This window comes from Bacteroidota bacterium, assembly GCA_040388375.1.
In the GTDB taxonomy this organism is placed as follows: Bacteria; Bacteroidota; Bacteroidia; order UKL13-3; family UKL13-3; genus JAAFJM01.
In genome coordinates, this window is record JAZKBU010000007.1 from 351255 (window position 1) to 369635 (window position 18381).

Here is an 18381-nt window from a genome sequence, read left to right on the forward strand (position 1 = left end):
ACTATAGGTAAAAAGTATTTTTGCTATAGGGTAAAAACACGGAACGTATGTAAAAACTTTTTTTAGTACATTCCTAAAATGCGGACTATATATAAAAACTATTTTTACTATAGGGTAAAAACGCGGAACGTATGTAAAAACTTTTTTTAGTACGTTCCCAAAACGGAGACTATATATAAAAAGTATTTTTACTATAGGGTAAAAATTGGGACTGTATGTAAAAACTTTTTTTAGTATAGTCCCAAAACGCGGAATGAATGTAAAAACGCTAATACAACTTAGTTAGTTTTCTAATAATAATATATTTATTTATCTACGAATTTATAAATAGATAATATTAGCAATACAAAATATCATTCAAAATCTACAAAATAGCCATTTCTATTATATTTAAAAGAGCTTATCAAGTATAAAAGAGTATTTATACTACAAAAAAAAGAGTGTTTCCCCTACCAAAAAAGAGTATTTCTCCTATTGATTATATATTTTTTAATATATTAGTTTGTATCGCACAATTTTTGGTAGCTACAAAATGGAGCAAAAATGAAATCAATTTTTTCAAAACATTAAAACAATAAGTAAAATGAAAAAGAAAATATTAACAGGGCTTGCATGCCTTTTATTATTTGGAGTGGCTTATGCTAAAACAAAAAAGCCAACTCCAATAGCTAAACAAACAAATACTACACCGGAGCAACCACTACCCGGTGAATGGCGTTATGGTGAATTAAGAAAATCAGAATCAGGTTGGATGAGGTGTGAATCAGGAACTGATAAATGTGCACTTATTATTAAAAAAGTAGCGGTAGATTTACCTACTACAGGCTATTACCTGTATTTAAACACTTCGCAAACTTCGGGCGAAACAGTAATTAAAAAATACGATGTAGAAGATATACTGTTTGACAGGGATGAAAACGGAGAAGTAATTTTTAAAACTGTTCCACCTATTGAATTAAACTAAACAACGAGTATGAAAAAAATAATACTACTTACAGCAGTATGCTTTTTAGCTATTGGATTAGTAAATGCTAAAAATGGAAAAAAGCATAAAACAAATAAAAAGGTAAAATCACCTATATGGGAATTACCTACACCTATGGATGGACGTTGGGAGTACGGCACTTTACGCGAAACACCCGATGGTTGGTTTAAATGCGAAAACGGTCCGGGTAAATGTGCTTTTATAGTTAATAAAGCAGCAGTTAATGCGGGTACCAGTGGTTATTATGTTTACTTAAACCAATCAACCAATGTTAATGAAACAAACCTTGTTAAGTATGATGTAAACCAAGTATTGGTAAGCGAGGACGAAACAGGTTGCTTTATTTTTGTTACTTCACCACCAATCCATTTACCTTAATTAATTAAACCAAAACCAAATAACTGCAAGGACTTTCCTTGCAGTTATTTATATTTCAAACATGAAACAATTTATACTCATTACTTTTTATATATTCACTAGCTTAGGCATACAAGCCAAAAATAAATTGGTAATAGTGGTAAACCCAAAAACCTGCCGTTATTGCCTGCACACCATTAAAGGAACCAATATTATTGATTCTGTTATTGCCAAAACACTTTATTTTAGAACTGATATTAATGAAGAGCAAATAGCTTATTTTATTAAAAGCAACTTTCCTAAAACATTTACCAATTACCGTATTATTCAAAACGATTCGTTAGTGGATTTTTACAATGCCTTTGACAGTAATTATATAGTTAAAGGTATGGGAGCCATAGTAAGCGACTCTAATAAAATACTTAGCCATTTTAACCTTGATTATATCAATAATTATGTACCGCAAATTAACTGGTTCTGCAAAGACCGTAGGGTAAATGTAAGCATTAAGGAAGTACCCCAAATAAGACCTTTGATAGATTTTTTTACCATATCAAAATCTGAGAAAAACTTAATTATAGCAGGTTATGGTGAAGCTTTATTTGTTTTTGATAATAACCTGAAATTAGTAAAAGAAATTAATTTTAACAACGATTCCATTTGTACCTGGTTTTATCGTAAACTGCATAAAACAGATATATGGTTAGAATATTTTTTACGTACAAGCAGAGACTCCAAAACCTATGATTTTTTATCAAATACGGTTTACAAAAACAAAGTAGTTTTCCCCTTTGCATTTGATAGCGTTTACGTTCAATATGACACAGGCTATTTGCCCCCTTCTTATTTTATAGGCACTTACCATATTGATAAAGATAGCTTGGTAGTAGAAAGAATACATCAGCCAAGTGACAGCAATTGTTATATTTCACCAGAGTATGTTCATTTACTTAGTGATGATATTTACCGATTTAAGCTAAAAACTGTAAACAGAACTGAAAATGACCCTGCATTTGCTATTTATAAAAAAGTAAAAGGTAAATACGTATATCAAGGGTTGGAAAAACCACGCATCAATAATGTGAACCCTAGAATAAGTATAGGCTATCCCGAAAATATATTTATTAATGATGAATGTATAGTGCAATACAAAAGCATGACCTTTGAATCGTTAAAAGACAATATAAAAATTGCTTTAAAATGTACCGATTTTGCAGATGGTAAGAAACGACATTCCTCTGTTTTTGATTGCAGGTACAATAACAATATTATTAAGTTAACTGCTATTAATGAAAACCAATTGATAGAATACTTTTTTAATTTGAAGGGCGATATAATACATAAAAACTATTATGCTTTAGGAGAAGGTATGTTTAAAATAAGCAGTAATACAGCAGCTTTACCTAATGATTATAGCTTTATCAATAAATTAAATCAGTTAGTTACTATTACGTTATCAGAGTACTAGTAACCACTTAAATAAATAAAAAAGGCTTCAAATATTGAAGCCTTTTTGTTAAACTCACTATGAAAATACATGGAATTAAGAGTTCTATTCAATACTTGTATATCTAAAAATAACAGGTATGTTTGAATATAAAAAATTTAGAAAAATATACCTATGAGCAAAAAAATACCCCAACCAAGACCTGAACCGAGACCGCAGCAACGCCCTGAACCAGTTAGAATTCCACTAAGAGAAAATCCAGAAAAGCGTGAAAAACGCGATGCGCCAAGACCTGATACAGGTGGAGGTAGACCACCAGCTAAAAAGTAATAAAAAAATACATCACCATTATTAACGCTCCTACCATTAATATAAAACTAAACATGTTAAAAAAATTTGTCCAGTTTGTATAAATGGTAGCAAGGGTGTCATGCTTAGAAATTAATTTTTTATTTTTTGAAATCTTTTTCTTATTTGCGCTTAGCTTTACAGCGCACATTTTCATTTCATGCCCATTGGCTTCTTTACCTGTAAACTGACTTAAAAAATTTATTACGATTGCGGCAACAAACAATATACCTGCTCCTTTAATTTGCCAAACATTTGATAATGTTTTTTCAATTGAATATTTAAGTGTTTCTAATACAACATATATACCTGCTCCGCTAATTGAAATTATTAATAAATCGATTCTTTGTATAGCATAAAACCAACCCTCCCAAGCCATCTTCTTTCTATCATTTATATCATCCATCTGAATATTTATTTTTTCAAATGTATTCTTTTAACACGCTTAATACATAAAAAACAACTTACCTCCTATTTGTAAGCATTGCCTTTTTTGAATAGCATTCTGCTACAAGTACACTAATTAAGCTCAACCGAAGCCATTGTACTTACCCATTTATTTTTTTGGTTTCTACGCGCTGCTTTTTGAAAGAATTTAAAAAAGTAAAGCACCAGCAAAAACTGGGTATAACCATAAACAAAATCTTCAATGGGTATAGTCAGTATTCTTATACCCAAAAAATCGGCCGGGTTGTAATTAACAATGGGTGACTCCAATCCTGTTCCGGTAAGTATACCATTAACCGGAAAAAAACCTAACATTAATATAGAAAATACCAGGGAGGCTTTTGTAATCCATTTTATACGGGCAATAAAATGGAAATAAATTAATGCGAGTGTAGTTGCCAATGCTGTTGCAAAAGTGTAAATTTTATTGTAATGCAATAGCGCAATAACCGTAAAAACAATAACACCTACAAAAACAATTATATTGTTAAAAGCATAGGTCCGTTTAAGTTTAAAAAACTTTTCGAAACAGTAGTAAGTAAAAATACATGGAAAAGGAATACAAATAAAAAACAACCATTCTTCTATGGGCAAACCGCCAAGGTTAAAGCCAAGGGTATAGTCTTTATTAAACCACCAAACCCCATGAGCGGCAAACCATACATCCCACGCAATAAAAGGAACAGCAACAATAATAGCTGCTTTAATGTAGGCTCCAAAATGTTTGTAAAACTGAATCCTTTTATCGAAAGATGCAATGAAACAAATACTAACTGAGCACAACAGAATATAAAAATAAGTAAATTCTCTCATGACTATTCTTGCTTAAAATACATGTTGAAATATTTAAAAGGCACAAATAAAAAACCAAAACACTCCCCTTCTTCTTTTCCTATGTGTTTGTGGTGTTGTTTGTGTGCCCTGCGCAAAGCTAAAAAGTAAGGGTTATTTGTAGCGGTTAAAAACTTAATACGTTGATGTATGAAAATATCGTGTACAAAAAAATAAGCCATGCCATAAAGCATAATGGCTATACCAATAAAAAACAAATAGTTGAAATGATGTAATGAACCTGCATACATGAGTGCAATAGTTGGCAAAGCAAATATCACAAAGAAGTAGTCGTTCTTTTCAAAATGACCCTTGTTGCTATGGTCGTGGTGGTCTTTGTGTAACACCCACAAAAATCCGTGCATAATATATTTATGAATAAACCAGGTAGCGGCTTCCATTAATATAAAAACACTTAGTACAATTACAAAATTCATCATTTCAGCTTTATTCGGTAAGCTAATTGTTTAATACATTAGCAATCATTTTTTTTAAACTTTCGGGCTGTACTTCAGTAAGATGCTGTTTTATATAGCTTTCATCTTCCGTAATGCTTTTACTGTATCCTAAAAATTTAGGACAGTTTTTTTGCACTGAAAGCCTTACAAAACGTATCTCAACATTATCTTTTTCATTGCTTACTGCTTGCTCTATATTGGCTTTTCCTGTATCAAAGGTTTTTAACTTTGCTAAAGGATTAATGGTATGATTAGCCCAAATGGTTTGCAAACCACCTAAATAAGCCAGTTCAATATTATTCCGTTTTGATTTTTTCAAAACATCTATCATGGTTGTACATATTTCTTTATTGGTAATAGCCTGTTCGTAATGATTTCTGATATAAACCAAATCAATAGTTACCCTATTGCTTTTGAAAGAGCATAATATACATAAACTCAATAGGAGTGAAAACCGCATCATAATAGGGCAAATTTATACCTTATATAACTAAGAATCATCACCGAAAATTTCTGCGTATTTGGTATCCTTATTCGGTTTTTCAGAACACTCTCAAGCGAAGTTGATTTTATTTTTTTGAACAGGAATTTATAGTAGGTATATGCCAGGTAAACACCAAACTTTGAAGAGCTAGGAAGTATTTGAATACCAACTAAAGCTTCTTTAAATTCGCTTTCAATATCATTTTCTATTTTGCATTTCACCCGATTATCAAGCAAACGAAAATCAATATCGGGAAAGTAAGTCCGTCCTAGAATTTGATAATCGTCTTTTAAATCGCGCAGGAAATTTACTTTTTGAAAAGCCGAACCTAATTTCATGGCATAAGGTTTTAGTTTTTCGTAATCGGCTTTGTTACCATTGGTAAAAACCTGTAAACACATTAAACCAACCACCTCTGCCGAACCATATATATATTCATTGTACAATTCCGAAGTATAATCTATTTTATTTAAGTCCATTTCCATACTATGCAGGAACTGGTCAATCAATATGGTATCAATATTATATTGATGTACCGTTTCCTGAAACGATTGCAAAATAGGGTTTAGCGATATTCGTTCCGTTAATGCCTGATTTGTTTCCGTTTTAAATCTACGCAACAATGTAGCTTTATCATAATCGTGAAAACTGTCTACTATCTCATCTGCCAATCTCACATAACCATAAATAGCATATATAGCAGGCCTAATGGATTTATTTAAAGCCAATATACCTAGGGAGAAACTGGTGCTGTACTTTTTTGTTGTACTTTTACTTACTTCATAGGAAAGTTCATCAAATAGCTTTTTCATACATATCAGATTTAATTTTATTTACTTCATTGGCCACAATTTTACCCGAGATAATGGATGGTGGTACACCCGGGCCGGGTACAGTTAACTGGCCTGTGTAAAAAAGATTTTTAATTTTTTTATTCTTTATTTTTGGTTTCAATACTGCGGTTTGAGCAAGCGTATTAGCAAGTCCGTAAGCATTACCTCCGTAAGCACTGTAGTCTTTTATAAAATTGGAAACACTATAACTTCTTTTGTATTCCATTTTTGATAACAGCCCTTGTGTTTTGGTTAATTGCTCTAAACGCTCAATCATTTGTTTTAAATATTTTTCACGCACTTCATCATCATCATTAATTCCTATAGCCAAAGGCATTAGTAAAAAAATATTTTCGCCATACTCCGGTGCTACATGGGGGTCTGTTTTAGAAGGGCAGCAACAATAAAACAATGGATTTTCCGGCCATTCTTTTGTATTATATATAGCATCAATATGCTCGTCTAAATCATTTTCAAAAAATAATGTGTGGTGCTTAAGGTTGGGAATTTTCTCTTTAAAACCCAGGTAGTATATTAGGCATGACGGAGCAAAAGTTTTCTTTTCCCAATACGCTTCATTGTAATTCCTGTAATTTGCTTCCAGTAAACTTTCCGTATGGTGGTAGTCTGATGAAGCAATCACCATATCAAAATATTGCTTTTCTCCATTTATTTGAAGGGAGGTTACCTTATTGTTTTCTACATTTATTTTTTCAATTGTCTGGTTAAAATGGAATGTAGCCCCTTGCTGCTCTCCTACTTTTTGCATAGCCAATACCAGCTGGTAAAATCCACCCATTGGGTAATGGGTACCTAATACATAGCCACCATAATTCATTAAGCTATATAAGGCGGGAATATTTTTAGGTGAAGCTCCGAGAAAAATAACAGGAAACTCCATTAATGTTCTCAACTTTTCGTTTGAAAAATATTTTGCCACATAGCTTCTGAAATTGCTTAGCAGGTCTAATTTCACAGCACTTTTTAAAGTTTTTGGAGAAACAAATTCCATCCAGTTATGACAAGGTTTGTTTACAAAATCTCTCATCCCTACTTCATACTTGAATTCGGCTGCTTGCATAAACTCATCTAATTTATTTCCCGCACCACTTTCTATATTTTCAAAAAGTTGTTTTAGTTCTTGATAAGATTGTGGTATGGACATTTTATCCTCTTTAAAAATCATTTCAAACTGAGGATTGAGAGAAACCAACTCAAAAAAGTCCGAAGTTTTATAACCAAAATCACCAAAAAAGTTTTCTATAATATCTGGCATCCAATACCAACTAGGCCCCATATCAAAAACATAGCCTTGTTCAGTACAGAACTGCCTGGCCCTGCCTCCGGGTTGCGCATGTTTTTCAAATACGTGAACTTCATGGCCCTGTTTTGCTGTATAGGCAGCTGCGGACATTCCTGAAAATCCCGATCCTATTATGGCAATTTTCTTTTTCACTAGTTTTTACTTTTTAAAGCTTCTTCCAACAACTTTTCAGGTTCTAAATTTTGGTTGTATAGCGGGTTATGAAAATCGTTTAGCTTATCCAATAAGCGTATCAGTTCCATCTTTTCAGTATGGGTTAAATCACCGGTTACAACATGGGTAGCTTGTCTTATTTTGTCCATTTGTTTCTCCAATGCTTTTAAACCTTTTGGAGTTATACTAATTACCTTGCTTCGCTTGTCCGTTTCTGAATCTTGCTGCTTTACCCAACCTTGTTCAATAAGGCGATTGATAGTTTGCATACCAACAGGCTTATCCTGTATATTCTTTTTTATCAACTCCATTTTGGTCATATTGCCAAAAGCTTTAAGGTTAATGAGGTAAATAAAATCCTCCTGCGTTGAAAATTCGGAGCCATAAATAGCAGACTTAGAATAATTTTTAGCATATCTATTCATATGGACAATAAGTGTATTAATAACACTTTCAGGGCTTCGTCCATTTGCTTTTCCTTCCCAATCAGGCTCCGGTGTAAAAGTTTCGGCTGTAAATGTTTTTAGCATCCATTGCTTAAACCCATTAACATCACCGGAGTATTGTTTTGACTCAAAATTTGTATTTTCAAATTCCTTTATCAAATCAACAGCGTCTTTCATTAATTGGTAATTCATCTAAATTTATTCTAATTAGTTTACAAATAAACTACTTTTAAATAAACAAATCAATAAATAGTATATTAAATTACCTTTATTTTATTTTGGATTATTTGAAAACTTATAAATTACTAAAACAAAAAGGCTTCAAAATTTGAAGCCTTTTTGTTTTTCTATGAACTCTGATAAAATAATCTCAATTAAGGCCCTTCACCTAAACCTAATTCATTAATAATTCTTTCTTTGTTTTCGCTCAAATAAAACTGACGAAATGGATAAAGTACGCGATTGGTAACCACAAAATACGTTTCCTGTCTTGCTTGTTTAACAATACCGGCAAACTCATTGGGTATAGAATCATGATTTAGTTTGATATCTGAGGGATCTATTATTATTAACACATAATCACGCTTGGCTATTTCAATAATGTCTTTGTCTTTTAGTATATCCCAGCCCAATTTTTTATTAGTTTCTATATCTTTACTAACCAAAGCAAACAAGAACGATTTATATTTTTTCGGGTAGTTACCACAGTTTAATGCACTGTCAATAGTATAGTATACTCGATTATTGCAATTGTCTTTTGTCTGCGTTGTTGTACAAGCGGTCAATAAGAAAAATACACCGGTAATAATATAAATGAGTGTTTTCATATGTTACCCAAACATACTTATTTTTTATAAAACCAACTAAAACTTATAACTATAACCCAATCTAATTACTTGGGTTTCGTAGTAATCGGTACTGATATAGGTAAAGCCTTGTCCCTGCACTTCCTTTTTAATTATCATGGTATTTAATAAATCGGTTGCATTTAAAAACAACTCGCCTCTACCCTTTTGTATGGTCTTTTTTACGCCAAAGTCTAAAGAGAAACGCTGGGCAATTTTGCTTTGCGGAATAATATCAGGTGCTAAGTAGGTAGCCATTACTTGCGCATCAAGGTTTTTAGCCACATGAAAGGTATTGTTCAGCTTTATGTTTCCCGAAAATATTTCTTGTTCGTTAGCACTAAATACATTGGTAACCGGATATTTGTTTTCTACGGTAAAGGTATCAATTTGATTGCGGTATGCATTTAGGTTTATATTAAACGTATACCATTTGCTCAGCTCATGCGATAAAATAATTTCCATGCCTGTAGTATAGCTTCTGCCTGCATTTTGAAATACCGCATATATTAAATTACTACCTGCCACTGTGGATGAAATTCTGGTAATGGTTCCATCCACCATACGGTGGTATGCTGCGACATAAAAATAACTTTTTTTCCAACTGGTTTTATAACCCAACTCCCACAAATTGGTAAACTGTGGGCGCAAAGCAGGATTACCCACTTTAATAATTTCGGCATCATCGTACTTTGGAAAAATACGTATATCCACTTCGTTAGGTCTATCCACCCTACGGTTATAAAACAAGGAGATTTTATGGCGCTCGTTTATTTTATAAGCAAAGCGAACGTTTGGAAAGGGTTGCGTATAATCATAACCATTGCTTTTATAGGTATTGTGGTTTGGGTTTACATCGTATTGAAGGTTTACATACTCCAAGCGTAAACCTATTTCCGCTTCTATTTTTTTTGTTTCTATAATATAGTTGCCATACAAAGCGGGTATAATTTCCTTATAGGTTGCCCAACCACCCGCATTGCTATCCAACGGTGAGTTTATGCCCGGTATAAATTGCATATTGGTTGGTATATCTCTTTTGCGAAACTTGAAACCTGTTTCAATCCTACCATATTTTAAAGGGCGTATATAATCTATATTGAGGTCGGCTACCTTTTCGTCCGATAATACTTTAAAAGCATCTGCACCCGTATAAGTGGGCATAATATTATCGAAAAAATATTTCTCATCTTCCCTGTGAAAAGTATAGTTAAAACCTATATTTATTAAATGTCCGGCTTGTTTAAACCTATGCTGATAAGCAGCAGTAGCCATAGCGGTTGTTTTCAATTCATCTTCTAAAAATTGCCAAAGCCTTAACCTGCTTGAATAATCACCATTAAAAAAAGGTTGGTCTCCCCTGTCTATAATTTTTTCGCTACCAAACAGAGCTGAAATAGTTAAGGCATTGTTTTTATTTAGGTTCCAGTCAAAGCCTATTTTGGATGTAAAAAAATTGGTGTTTCTATTCCTTTTTAATTGGTGTTTGATAACGGTTCCATCATCATACGTTCTGGTTACAAACTCATTTTTATTCAGTGTTTCGGTATATAAATTATCAATTTGTACAAAAGCATTTATTTTATTTTTCCTGTAGTTCAGCGCAATGGATGGATTGACTTTAGGCGTTAAAGTGTATTGGGGTCTAATGCCGGGCAAATTGTCCTGGCGCACCCACAAAGCACCTAAGCCTGTTGTAAAACCAGCTTTTCCATTAAAGCCATCTTTATTGTTTTTCTTATATACTATATTAATAATACCCGCATTGCCATTGGCATCGTATTTAGAAGAAGGGTTGTTAATGATTTCAATTTTTTCGATAGCCGATGCCGGAATATTGTCTAAACCCGATTGATTGCCAAAGCCCGTTAAGGCAGTTTGTTTTCCATCAATTAACACGGTTACTTTATCATTGCCTCTTAATTGTACTTTTCCATCTTGCACGGTAACACCCGGTAAACTTTGCATGGTTTGTAAAACAGAACCTCCGCTTTGGCTTATATTATCGGCTACTGAAAATACTTTCTTATCCATTTTCTCACTCACTTCATCTTTTTTAGCCGTTAGTATTATTTCGTTTAAAGTTTTTGTTTTTTCAGTTAATTCAATAGAACCCACAGCCAAAAAATCGGTCAGATTGCCTACATAAAGCGATTGCCTTTTTATGGTATAACCAATAAAGGAAACCTCTATATAATAATTATCGGGTTTAATATTGGAGAGCACAAATGCTCCTTCTTCGTTACTTACAGTACCTGTTACAAAAGCGCTGTCCTTTTCTGTTTTTAAAAGCACATTTACATAAGGCAAAGCGGTTTTATTCGCTTTGTCTTTTATAAAGCCCGAAATGGTAACACCCTTGTTTTGTGCATGAGCATAAGCTATGGAAAACACCATCAACAAAAGGTTTAAAAATATTTTTCGCTGCATCGTTTCGCTATTAAGCTTAGTCATGTATTTCTTTAATAAATTGTCCATTGCTATCAAATAGCAAGTCCTTTCCTTTTATTTCCGCTTCATAAGTTACCGTGCCTTTGGCATCCGTAATTTTTGCGGCTTCTTTTACTTTTTGTCCAGTATATTTTGTTTTAATGTAGGCTAAAACACCATTGGGAAGTTCACTTAATTTAATCTCCACTTCTGTTTCTATTAAATTACCATCCACATCAAATAAAGCGGAGTAGTCTGCTTTGTTTAAGTCAAACGCTGCTTCGTATTTGTCATTTTCTTTTTCCCATTTTACTTCTTTGGCATTGGGAAATTGTTTTTGCAAAGCTTCTTTAACTTTTGCCGGAACACCCTTTGCAGGAATGTCTTTTTCATGTGTTTCTTGTGCGAAAGTGAGTGTTGAAAATAACACTGCTGCAATCATAATTGTTGTTTTTTTCATTTGTGTAGTTATTAATTTACAACACAAAGTTGCAACCTGATTTAGAAGAAATTTAGTGTTTTAGAATTGTATGCTGAATGAATGAAAATTATTATCAAAAGCATATTCAATTGGCCAGTTATTCATATCAGCTATTTTTTTAACAATGGCTAAACCCAATCCATTTCCTTGTTCCGATGGATTTGATTTTGAAAAACGATTGAATAATTTATCAACCACCAATGATTGGTTCAAACCTGTATTAAATACAATAAGTGTTTGATTGGATATAACTACTATTATTTGCCCGTTAGCCTTATTGTGTTTAATAGCATTTAGCAATAGGTTACTAATAAGTATTTCCAATAAAACAGGATTGGCTTTTATGTCAATCGAATCAGCTAATAACAGTTTTAAATCTATATTTTTAGCCTTTGCCTGCTCGGTAAAAAACGCTATGTTTTTCTCTATGCTTTCATTCAATGAGATGGGTTGCTTGTTGCTATAATTGTCGTTTTCAATTTTAGAAAGTAACAATAAATTTTTGTTCAGGCGGTTTAACCTAGCCACAGTATCATTCAATGAGTTTAGTATTTCAAATTGTACTTGCGTAACATCAGATAATTGCATTAAAGTATCAATTTTTGCTTTAAAAACAGCCAATGGCGTTTGTAGCTCATGTGCTGCATTTTCAATAAACTCTCTTTGGTTATGGTAAATAGAAATATTCTTTGTTATTAGTTGTTCTATGCTTTGGTTTAAGCGGTTAAACTCTTCAATATTGCTTGTTACCAATTCGGGTTGGTTCAATTTATCTATTTCAAATTGCTCTATTTGGTTCAATGTATGGTAAAAAGGCTTCCAAAGATTAATCGATAATTTTTTAGTAATTATAAACAAGCCGCCTAAAAGCAGTGTAATAATGATAATAAAAAGCAAGGCAATACTTTCCATTAAATCTTCCGCTTCTACTAAATTAATTCTGGCCATATAGGTATATGGTTTGCCTTCAATGGTAATAGGAAAATTAATTTCTCTATAAGGTTCATGTTCTGCCACCAGCGTATCGTAATAGTTGCTGTAAAAAATAGTGTCTTTAGTTAATCCTTTAGCTGGTTCTATTTTTATATCACGGTTAAATCGGTTCCAAGTAGGAATATCAGTTTGCTTTAAGTGCGAAAAGGAATAAATCATAAATTCATTTTTACGCAATTCCAATGCTTCATCAGCATCGTCTATATACAGTTTTTCAGTAATGTAATAAAACAACGGAGCTGTTACAATGAGTATAAGCAACGAAAAAATAAGGTATATCCTTAATGTTTTATGTAATAGTTTTTTAGTCATGTTGCCATTTGTAACCCAAGCCATAAACTGTTTTTATATAATCATTACAACCGGCCATTCTCAATTTATTCTTTACGTTTTTTATATGTGCATATACAAAATCATGGTTGTCTAACATATCAGCCATATCGCCCGAAAGATGCTCGGCAATAGCGCTTTTGGAAAGTACTTTCTTTTCGTTACCTATTAAATACAGCAACAAATCAATTTCTTTCTTTGTTATATCAATGAATTTACCTTTTATTTTTAAGGTCTTAGCCAAAATATCTATTTCAATTTCCTGATGAATAACCGTATTATTTCCTTTAAAATTTTTCCTCCTGATTAATGCTTGTATCCGTACCAATAATTCCGAAAGATGAAAGGGTTTGGTTAAGTAATCATCTGCACCAAAATGGAAGCCTTCAATTCTGGTTTCCAAAGTATCCTTTGCCGAAATAATAATTACACCTTCGGTTTTATTTTGGCTTTTTAGTTCTTTTAAAATATCAAAACCACTACCATCAGGTAACATTAAATCCAACAAAATACAGTCGTATTCGTACATGGATATTTTTTCAAAGGCCATTTTTTTATTGATGACCCACTCACAAATAAAATCATTACCTGTTAAGTAACTTTGAATGCTATGGGCCAGTTCCAGTTCGTCTTCTATAAGCAATAATTTCATTCCAGCGAAGGTAAAGGTTCAATTTAGAATAAATTTAGCATGCAAACATTAACTCCTTTTTGGAAAGCGTAATATTAATAGTTTTATTGCAAGTAAAAATTAAAATATACCTATGGAACATCAACACCACTATAAATTACAGGCCGTTTGGCATGGCAACAAAGGCACCGGAACAAGCACAGTAAAAGGTTATGACAGAAGCCACACGGTAAGCATTGAAGGCAAACCCGAATTGCATTTAACTACCGATAACGCCTTGGTTGGCGATAAAAATAAACTAAACCCGGAAGATTTATTGGTAAGTGCCATCTCCTCTTGCCACATGCTTTCCTACCTTTATGTATGTGCGCTGGAAGGCATAGTTATAGTTGATTACAAAGACAACGCAACAGGTATTATGATAGAAAAAAGCAGCGGTGGCGGTAGCTTTAAAGAAGTTATATTAAACCCTGTTTTTACCGTTGCAAGTGCAGAAATGGTAGACAAAGCCATTGAGCTACATCACAAAGCACACGAAATTTGCTACATAGCCAATTCTGTTAATTTTGAAGTAAAATGTAATCCTGTTTGTGAAGTGGCTAAAAGTTAAAACAGAAATAAATAATCAACATGAAAAAAATACTTATACAAATCTTGTTCATATGCATTGGCGTTGTTTTGTTCAACAATCATGCAACAGCACAAGCAAAACAGAAAACCCTAAAAAAGGAATACCTGTTTTTTTTGCATAACCGGTTTGTAGAGTTATTTGATTTAAAAACTGAAAATCCCGAGTATGGCAGAGCCGAATACAAAGAAATTTTAGACTCATTTAAAAGAGATGGTTTTATTGTTTTCAGTGAAAAACGCCCTGCGGATACGGATGCAAAAATATATGCACAAAAAGTAGTTACACAAATTAAAAGCTTGTTGCAATCAGGGGTAGAACCTAATCATATTACCGTAATAGGCATTTCAAAAGGTGGCTATATTGCACAATATATTTCTACTTTTTTAGCTAACCCCGATGTGAATTTTGTTTTTATTGGCAGCTTCCAGGAAAGGGATTTAACTGATAATCCTGATATCAATTTTTGTGGCAATATTCTTTCTATTTACGAAGCAACTGACCCTTATGGCGTTTCAGCCATTAAACGAAAAGAAACCTCCAAACTAACAGTAAATCATTTTAGCGAGATAGAATTACACACCAACTTACGACATGGTTTTTTGTACAAAGCCTTACCCGAGTGGATTGAACCTTGTAAAAAATGGGCCAAAAGAAATTATGACTTACACAGCAATAAAACTATTGCCCCAAAAATTGATGCCTTACTTACCGAAAAAACAACTAAACCCTTTAACGGAGTTATCCTCATTACCCAAAATAATGAAACGATTTATACAAAAACCATTGGCTACGCTGATATAGAAACTAAAACACCACTGCAACCAAATGACCAATTTTGTATAGGCTCCATCAGCAAACAGTTTACAGCCGTTTTAGTATTACAACAATTTGAAAAAGGCAATATTGCCTTACACACACCTATTAAAAAGTATTTACCACAACTTACACAAAGCTGGGCCGATACCGTAACCATACACCACTTGCTCACCCATACAAACGGAATAATAGCCTTGGATAAACCAACCCTGTTCCCGGCCGGAAGCCAATATGATTACTCACAATTGGGTTTTAAACTACTAGCCGATATTATAGAACAAACTTCAGGTAAACCGTTCGAACAATTGTCAATGGAATTATTTAAAACCTGTGGTATGACAAATACATTTCATCCGCACAGTAAGCAACACCATATGGTAAAAGGCTATACAGAGCAAGCCAACGGAAGTGTGCTTTATGACTCAACAAGCTTACTAAACTACCCGGCAGCAGGTGGCTTTATTTCTACCGCACACGACTTAATTATTTGGAATAAGCATTTGCACAACGGTAAATTACTAAAAGATTCCACTTACGAAATAATGATAACCAAACAAAAAAACGCCATTCGTCAGCACCCCTTATTTGGTAAAACTGAATACGGATATGGCATAACAGTAAGTAATGAAAACAATATTATTCAATTGGGACAAACAGGCTTTGCACCCGGCTTTAACAGTATGAATTTTTATTACCCGCAAACAAAAACAACTATTATAGTCCTTAAAAATATAGTTAATGATAACGGTGATTTAAGAAAGGTATTTCATTACCATACCGGCATTTTAAACATAGTAAAAGAAGACCTTTATGAAAATAGCCGCGGCACAAACAAAACCAATAGACGGAAACATTGAAGCCAATTTAGCTGCTCATTTTCACTTAGCAGCAAAAGCTGCTGATTATGGAGTACAACTTATAGTATTCCCTGAATTGTCGTTAACAGGATACCAGCGTGAATCTGCGTCTCAACTGGCATTTATTGAAAATGATTCACGGTTAGACAAACTAAAATCGTTAGCCGTAGATAAGAACATTATTACAGTAATTGGAGCACCTATTCAAATAAAAACGCAGCTTCATATAGGCACATTCATTTTACATCCTGACAATAGCACTTCCATTTATACCAAACAGTTTTTGCATCAGGGAGAAGAAGTATTTTTTGCACCCAATTTTGAGTTTAACCCAACTATTAAATTAGAAGATGAACTCATTTCGTTGGCAATATGTGCCGACATTACAAATCCTTTGCATCCGGCTAATGCAAGCAAAAATAAAACTACCCTTTATGTTGCCAGCTTGTTTTATACACCCAATGGAATAGCCGAAGCATTTGAACAATTAAGCCAATACGCCAATTTATATGCTATGAATATTTTAATGGCAAACTATACAGGCCAATCCTATATATATGATGCAGCGGGACAAAGTGCATTTTGGAATAATAAAGGCCATTTAATTACACAATTGACAAGCGATGAGGAAGCTTTACTTATTGTAACAAAAGAAAATAACCAATGGTACACACTCCAAATAACAGCTTAAAATGAAAATAACAACCCTTGAAAATATCAGTATTGATGAAATAGTTGATTGCTTCAACGAGGCATTCTCCGATTATATTATTCCGTTACAACTCAGGAAAGAACATTTAGAAACCAAAATAGCCAGTGAAAATGTACAATTTAGCTTATCCGTTGGTGCATTTAAAAATGATCAGTTAATTGGTTTCATGCTTCATTGTGTTGATGCCATAAATGGAGAAAAAGTACTTTACAATGCGGGTACAGGAGTTATTCCAACAGAAAGAGGAAATAACTATACAGCAAAAATGTATCAGTTTCTTTTACCTCAACTGCCCGATAATGGCATCAATAAAATTAAGTTAGAAGTAATTGCTGAAAACAAACCTGCCTTAAAAACATATCAAAATACAGGTTTTGCCACAGTAAGAGAACTCAATTGTTATAAAGGTGTAGTGGAACTAAACGAGGCTTCTTCAAAATTCAAAATACTTCATTTAAGTGCTTATGATTGGACTGTTTTAAAATCGTTTTGGGATTGTGAACCTTCTTTTCAAAATAGTATCATGGTAGTTGACAATTTATTCGCTACCAATATTTCAATCGGAATTTTCGATGATGAATTACTAATTGGCTACTTAATTTATAACCCAGCATCCAAACGTATTCATCAGTTTGCAGTAAGTAAGAGTTATAGAAACAAAGGAGTTGCCACACAATTATTTCAGTACATAGCAAGTAACTATTCAGCAGAAATGGGCGTAATTAATGTAGATGGAAGTTCAATAGGCACTAATCAATTCATAGAGTCCGTAGGCTTAAAATACTTTATTAAACAATACGAAATGGAGTGTCAACTTTAATCTACCAATAAACTCTCCGCAAACTTTTTAGATACCGTTGTTTTAGTATCCTTGCCAATTTGAATAATCATAGAACCATCAAATGGAATTTTATCAATTACCTTTATTTTAGTTCCAATACTTACCGACAACTGCAATAAATATTGTAAAAAAACAGTGGAAGTATCCTTTACCGCAGCAACCCTGAATGTTTTACCTATTTCAATTTCCGACAACAATGTTTTAACAGCATTTGGCATTTCACCATTCGACTTGGGTATAGGATCACCATGTGGGTCGTATTGCGGATTTCCTAGAAAATTATCAAGCCTGTCAGCCAGTTCATGGTGTTTAATATGTTCCAGTTGTTCCGCTATTTCATGCACAACATCCCACGAGTAGCCCAGTTTTTCCAATAAAAAAACTTCCCATAAACGGTGGTTTCTAATAATTGACAAAGCTGCTTTATTTCCCTTATCCAACAACTTTGCCCCCTTTACCTTATCGTAACTTATTAATTTTTTTTCTGATAATTTTTTTATCATATCAATAACAGAAGCCGCATTTACACTTATTTCTTCAGCTATTAAAGTAGGTGTTATTTTCAGGTTCCCCTGTTGCGACAGGCGATAAATTGCTTTTAAATAATTTTCTTCTGTTAGTGATTGCATCGTTTCAAATATAAACAATAAACCTAATTTCAAAAATTAGACTAATCTAATTTTTTTAATTTGGTTTATCAA

Annotated in this window: 20 protein-coding genes; 7 read left to right on the forward strand and 13 right to left on the reverse strand. The window is 33.1% G+C overall.

Annotation, left to right across the window (positions count from 1 at the left end):
• Positions 1 to 583 precede the first annotated feature (583 nt).
• From V4538_13190 to V4538_13200, 3 genes are all read left to right on the forward strand, one after another.
• The gene (locus V4538_13190; protein ID MES2381994.1) at positions 584 to 964 is read left to right on the forward strand and encodes a hypothetical protein; all 381 of its coding nucleotides are present in this window, start codon (positions 584 to 586) and stop codon (positions 962 to 964) included.
• A gap of 9 nt (positions 965 to 973) precedes the next feature.
• The gene (locus V4538_13195; protein MES2381995.1) at positions 974 to 1363 is read left to right on the forward strand and encodes a hypothetical protein; all 390 of its coding nucleotides are present in this window, start codon (positions 974 to 976) and stop codon (positions 1361 to 1363) included.
• A 61-nt stretch (positions 1364 to 1424) separates the two neighbouring features.
• Complete coding sequence (locus tag V4538_13200; GenBank protein MES2381996.1) at positions 1425 to 2810, forward strand: hypothetical protein; 1386 nt, start codon at positions 1425 to 1427, stop codon at positions 2808 to 2810.
• Positions 2811 to 3108: 298 nt separating this feature from the next.
• On the opposite strand, the gene V4538_13205 is transcribed toward V4538_13200, so the two are convergent.
• From V4538_13205 to V4538_13260, 12 genes are all read right to left on the reverse strand, one after another.
• Complete coding sequence (locus V4538_13205) at positions 3109 to 3543, reverse strand: hypothetical protein (protein MES2381997.1); 435 nt, start codon at positions 3541 to 3543, stop codon at positions 3109 to 3111.
• A 113-nt stretch (positions 3544 to 3656) separates the two neighbouring features.
• Entirely contained in the window at positions 3657 to 4397 is a 741-nt protein-coding gene (locus tag V4538_13210; GenBank protein MES2381998.1) for a lycopene cyclase domain-containing protein, read from the reverse strand.
• A 2-nt stretch (positions 4398 to 4399) separates the two neighbouring features.
• Positions 4400 to 4852 carry a beta-carotene hydroxylase gene (locus V4538_13215; GenBank protein MES2381999.1) on the reverse strand — a complete coding sequence of 151 codons (453 nt, stop codon included), beginning with the start codon at positions 4850 to 4852 and terminating at the stop codon, positions 4400 to 4402.
• A 22-nt stretch (positions 4853 to 4874) separates the two neighbouring features.
• Positions 4875 to 5336 carry a hypothetical protein gene (locus V4538_13220; protein MES2382000.1) on the reverse strand — a complete coding sequence of 154 codons (462 nt, stop codon included), beginning with the start codon at positions 5334 to 5336 and terminating at the stop codon, positions 4875 to 4877.
• Positions 5333 to 6169 carry a phytoene/squalene synthase family protein gene (locus tag V4538_13225; GenBank protein MES2382001.1) on the reverse strand — a complete coding sequence of 279 codons (837 nt, stop codon included), beginning with the start codon at positions 6167 to 6169 and terminating at the stop codon, positions 5333 to 5335. Before V4538_13225 ends, V4538_13220 begins: the two co-directional genes overlap by 4 nt.
• Entirely contained in the window at positions 6153 to 7646 is a 1494-nt protein-coding gene (crtI, locus tag V4538_13230; GenBank protein ID MES2382002.1) for a phytoene desaturase family protein, read from the reverse strand. The genes V4538_13225 and crtI overlap by 17 nt, the downstream gene beginning before the upstream one ends.
• Positions 7646 to 8305 carry a MarR family winged helix-turn-helix transcriptional regulator gene (locus tag V4538_13235; protein MES2382003.1) on the reverse strand — a complete coding sequence of 220 codons (660 nt, stop codon included), beginning with the start codon at positions 8303 to 8305 and terminating at the stop codon, positions 7646 to 7648. Before V4538_13235 ends, crtI begins: the two co-directional genes overlap by 1 nt.
• Positions 8306 to 8487: 182 nt before the next feature.
• Positions 8488 to 8940 carry a hypothetical protein gene (locus V4538_13240; protein ID MES2382004.1) on the reverse strand — a complete coding sequence of 151 codons (453 nt, stop codon included), beginning with the start codon at positions 8938 to 8940 and terminating at the stop codon, positions 8488 to 8490.
• A gap of 36 nt (positions 8941 to 8976) precedes the next feature.
• Positions 8977 to 11388, reverse strand: a complete 2412-nt coding sequence (locus tag V4538_13245; GenBank protein ID MES2382005.1) for an outer membrane beta-barrel family protein — start codon at positions 11386 to 11388, stop codon at positions 8977 to 8979.
• Positions 11389 to 11404: 16 nt separating this feature from the next.
• A complete protein-coding gene (locus V4538_13250; protein MES2382006.1) occupies positions 11405 to 11848 on the reverse strand; it encodes a PepSY-like domain-containing protein in 444 nt (147 codons plus the stop codon).
• 60 nt (positions 11849 to 11908) lie between these two features.
• Positions 11909 to 13174: a HAMP domain-containing sensor histidine kinase gene (locus tag V4538_13255; protein MES2382007.1), complete on the reverse strand. Its 1266-nt coding sequence runs from the start codon at positions 13172 to 13174 to the stop codon at positions 11909 to 11911.
• Positions 13167 to 13844, reverse strand: coding sequence for a response regulator transcription factor (locus V4538_13260; protein MES2382008.1), 678 nt, complete (start codon positions 13842 to 13844; stop codon positions 13167 to 13169). The genes V4538_13255 and V4538_13260 overlap by 8 nt, the downstream gene beginning before the upstream one ends.
• A gap of 112 nt (positions 13845 to 13956) precedes the next feature.
• Here V4538_13260 and V4538_13265 point away from each other — a divergent pair, with 112 nt between their 5' ends.
• From V4538_13265 to V4538_13280, 4 genes are read left to right on the forward strand one after another with little or no spacing between them, the layout of a single operon-like run.
• Positions 13957 to 14433 carry an OsmC family protein gene (locus tag V4538_13265; protein ID MES2382009.1) on the forward strand — a complete coding sequence of 159 codons (477 nt, stop codon included), beginning with the start codon at positions 13957 to 13959 and terminating at the stop codon, positions 14431 to 14433.
• Positions 14434 to 14453: 20 nt separating this feature from the next.
• Complete coding sequence (locus V4538_13270) at positions 14454 to 16127, forward strand: serine hydrolase domain-containing protein (protein ID MES2382010.1); 1674 nt, start codon at positions 14454 to 14456, stop codon at positions 16125 to 16127.
• Positions 16081 to 16818: a carbon-nitrogen hydrolase family protein gene (locus tag V4538_13275; GenBank protein MES2382011.1), complete on the forward strand. Its 738-nt coding sequence runs from the start codon at positions 16081 to 16083 to the stop codon at positions 16816 to 16818. The genes V4538_13270 and V4538_13275 overlap by 47 nt, the downstream gene beginning before the upstream one ends.
• A gap of 1 nt (position 16819) precedes the next feature.
• Positions 16820 to 17659 (forward strand): GNAT family N-acetyltransferase, encoded by an 840-nt coding sequence (locus tag V4538_13280; GenBank protein ID MES2382012.1) that lies wholly within the window; start codon positions 16820 to 16822, stop codon positions 17657 to 17659.
• Here V4538_13280 and V4538_13285 read toward each other — a convergent pair.
• Positions 17656 to 18309 carry a metal-dependent transcriptional regulator gene (locus V4538_13285; protein ID MES2382013.1) on the reverse strand — a complete coding sequence of 218 codons (654 nt, stop codon included), beginning with the start codon at positions 18307 to 18309 and terminating at the stop codon, positions 17656 to 17658. The genes V4538_13280 and V4538_13285 overlap by 4 nt on opposite strands.
• Between the last annotated feature and the right edge of the window lie 72 nt (positions 18310 to 18381).

What these genes read in the sequence shown, in the direction of transcription:
- V4538_13190 (MES2381994.1), top strand. Translation starts at nt 584, where the DNA reads ATGAAAAAGAAAATATTAACAGGGCTTGCATGCCTTTTATTATTTGGA.
- V4538_13195 (MES2381995.1), top strand. Translation starts at nt 974, where the DNA reads ATGAAAAAAATAATACTACTTACAGCAGTATGCTTTTTAGCTATTGGA.
- V4538_13200 (MES2381996.1), top strand. Translation starts at nt 1,425, where the DNA reads ATGAAACAATTTATACTCATTACTTTTTATATATTCACTAGCTTAGGC.
- V4538_13205 (MES2381997.1), bottom strand. Translation starts at nt 3,543, where the DNA reads ATGGATGATATAAATGATAGAAAGAAGATGGCTTGGGAGGGTTGGTTT.
- V4538_13210 (MES2381998.1), bottom strand. Translation starts at nt 4,397, where the DNA reads ATGAGAGAATTTACTTATTTTTATATTCTGTTGTGCTCAGTTAGTATT.
- V4538_13215 (MES2381999.1), bottom strand. Translation starts at nt 4,852, where the DNA reads ATGAATTTTGTAATTGTACTAAGTGTTTTTATATTAATGGAAGCCGCT.
- V4538_13220 (MES2382000.1), bottom strand. Translation starts at nt 5,336, where the DNA reads ATGATGCGGTTTTCACTCCTATTGAGTTTATGTATATTATGCTCTTTC.
- V4538_13225 (MES2382001.1), bottom strand. Translation starts at nt 6,169, where the DNA reads ATGAAAAAGCTATTTGATGAACTTTCCTATGAAGTAAGTAAAAGTACA.
- V4538_13235 (MES2382003.1), bottom strand. Translation starts at nt 8,305, where the DNA reads ATGAATTACCAATTAATGAAAGACGCTGTTGATTTGATAAAGGAATTT.
- V4538_13240 (MES2382004.1), bottom strand. Translation starts at nt 8,940, where the DNA reads ATGAAAACACTCATTTATATTATTACCGGTGTATTTTTCTTATTGACC.
- V4538_13245 (MES2382005.1), bottom strand. Translation starts at nt 11,388, where the DNA reads ATGCAGCGAAAAATATTTTTAAACCTTTTGTTGATGGTGTTTTCCATA.
- V4538_13250 (MES2382006.1), bottom strand. Translation starts at nt 11,848, where the DNA reads ATGAAAAAAACAACAATTATGATTGCAGCAGTGTTATTTTCAACACTC.
- V4538_13255 (MES2382007.1), bottom strand. Translation starts at nt 13,174, where the DNA reads ATGACTAAAAAACTATTACATAAAACATTAAGGATATACCTTATTTTT.
- V4538_13260 (MES2382008.1), bottom strand. Translation starts at nt 13,844, where the DNA reads ATGAAATTATTGCTTATAGAAGACGAACTGGAACTGGCCCATAGCATT.
- V4538_13265 (MES2382009.1), top strand. Translation starts at nt 13,957, where the DNA reads ATGGAACATCAACACCACTATAAATTACAGGCCGTTTGGCATGGCAAC.
- V4538_13270 (MES2382010.1), top strand. Translation starts at nt 14,454, where the DNA reads ATGAAAAAAATACTTATACAAATCTTGTTCATATGCATTGGCGTTGTT.
- V4538_13275 (MES2382011.1), top strand. Translation starts at nt 16,081, where the DNA reads ATGAAAATAGCCGCGGCACAAACAAAACCAATAGACGGAAACATTGAA.
- V4538_13280 (MES2382012.1), top strand. Translation starts at nt 16,820, where the DNA reads ATGAAAATAACAACCCTTGAAAATATCAGTATTGATGAAATAGTTGAT.
- V4538_13285 (MES2382013.1), bottom strand. Translation starts at nt 18,309, where the DNA reads ATGCAATCACTAACAGAAGAAAATTATTTAAAAGCAATTTATCGCCTG.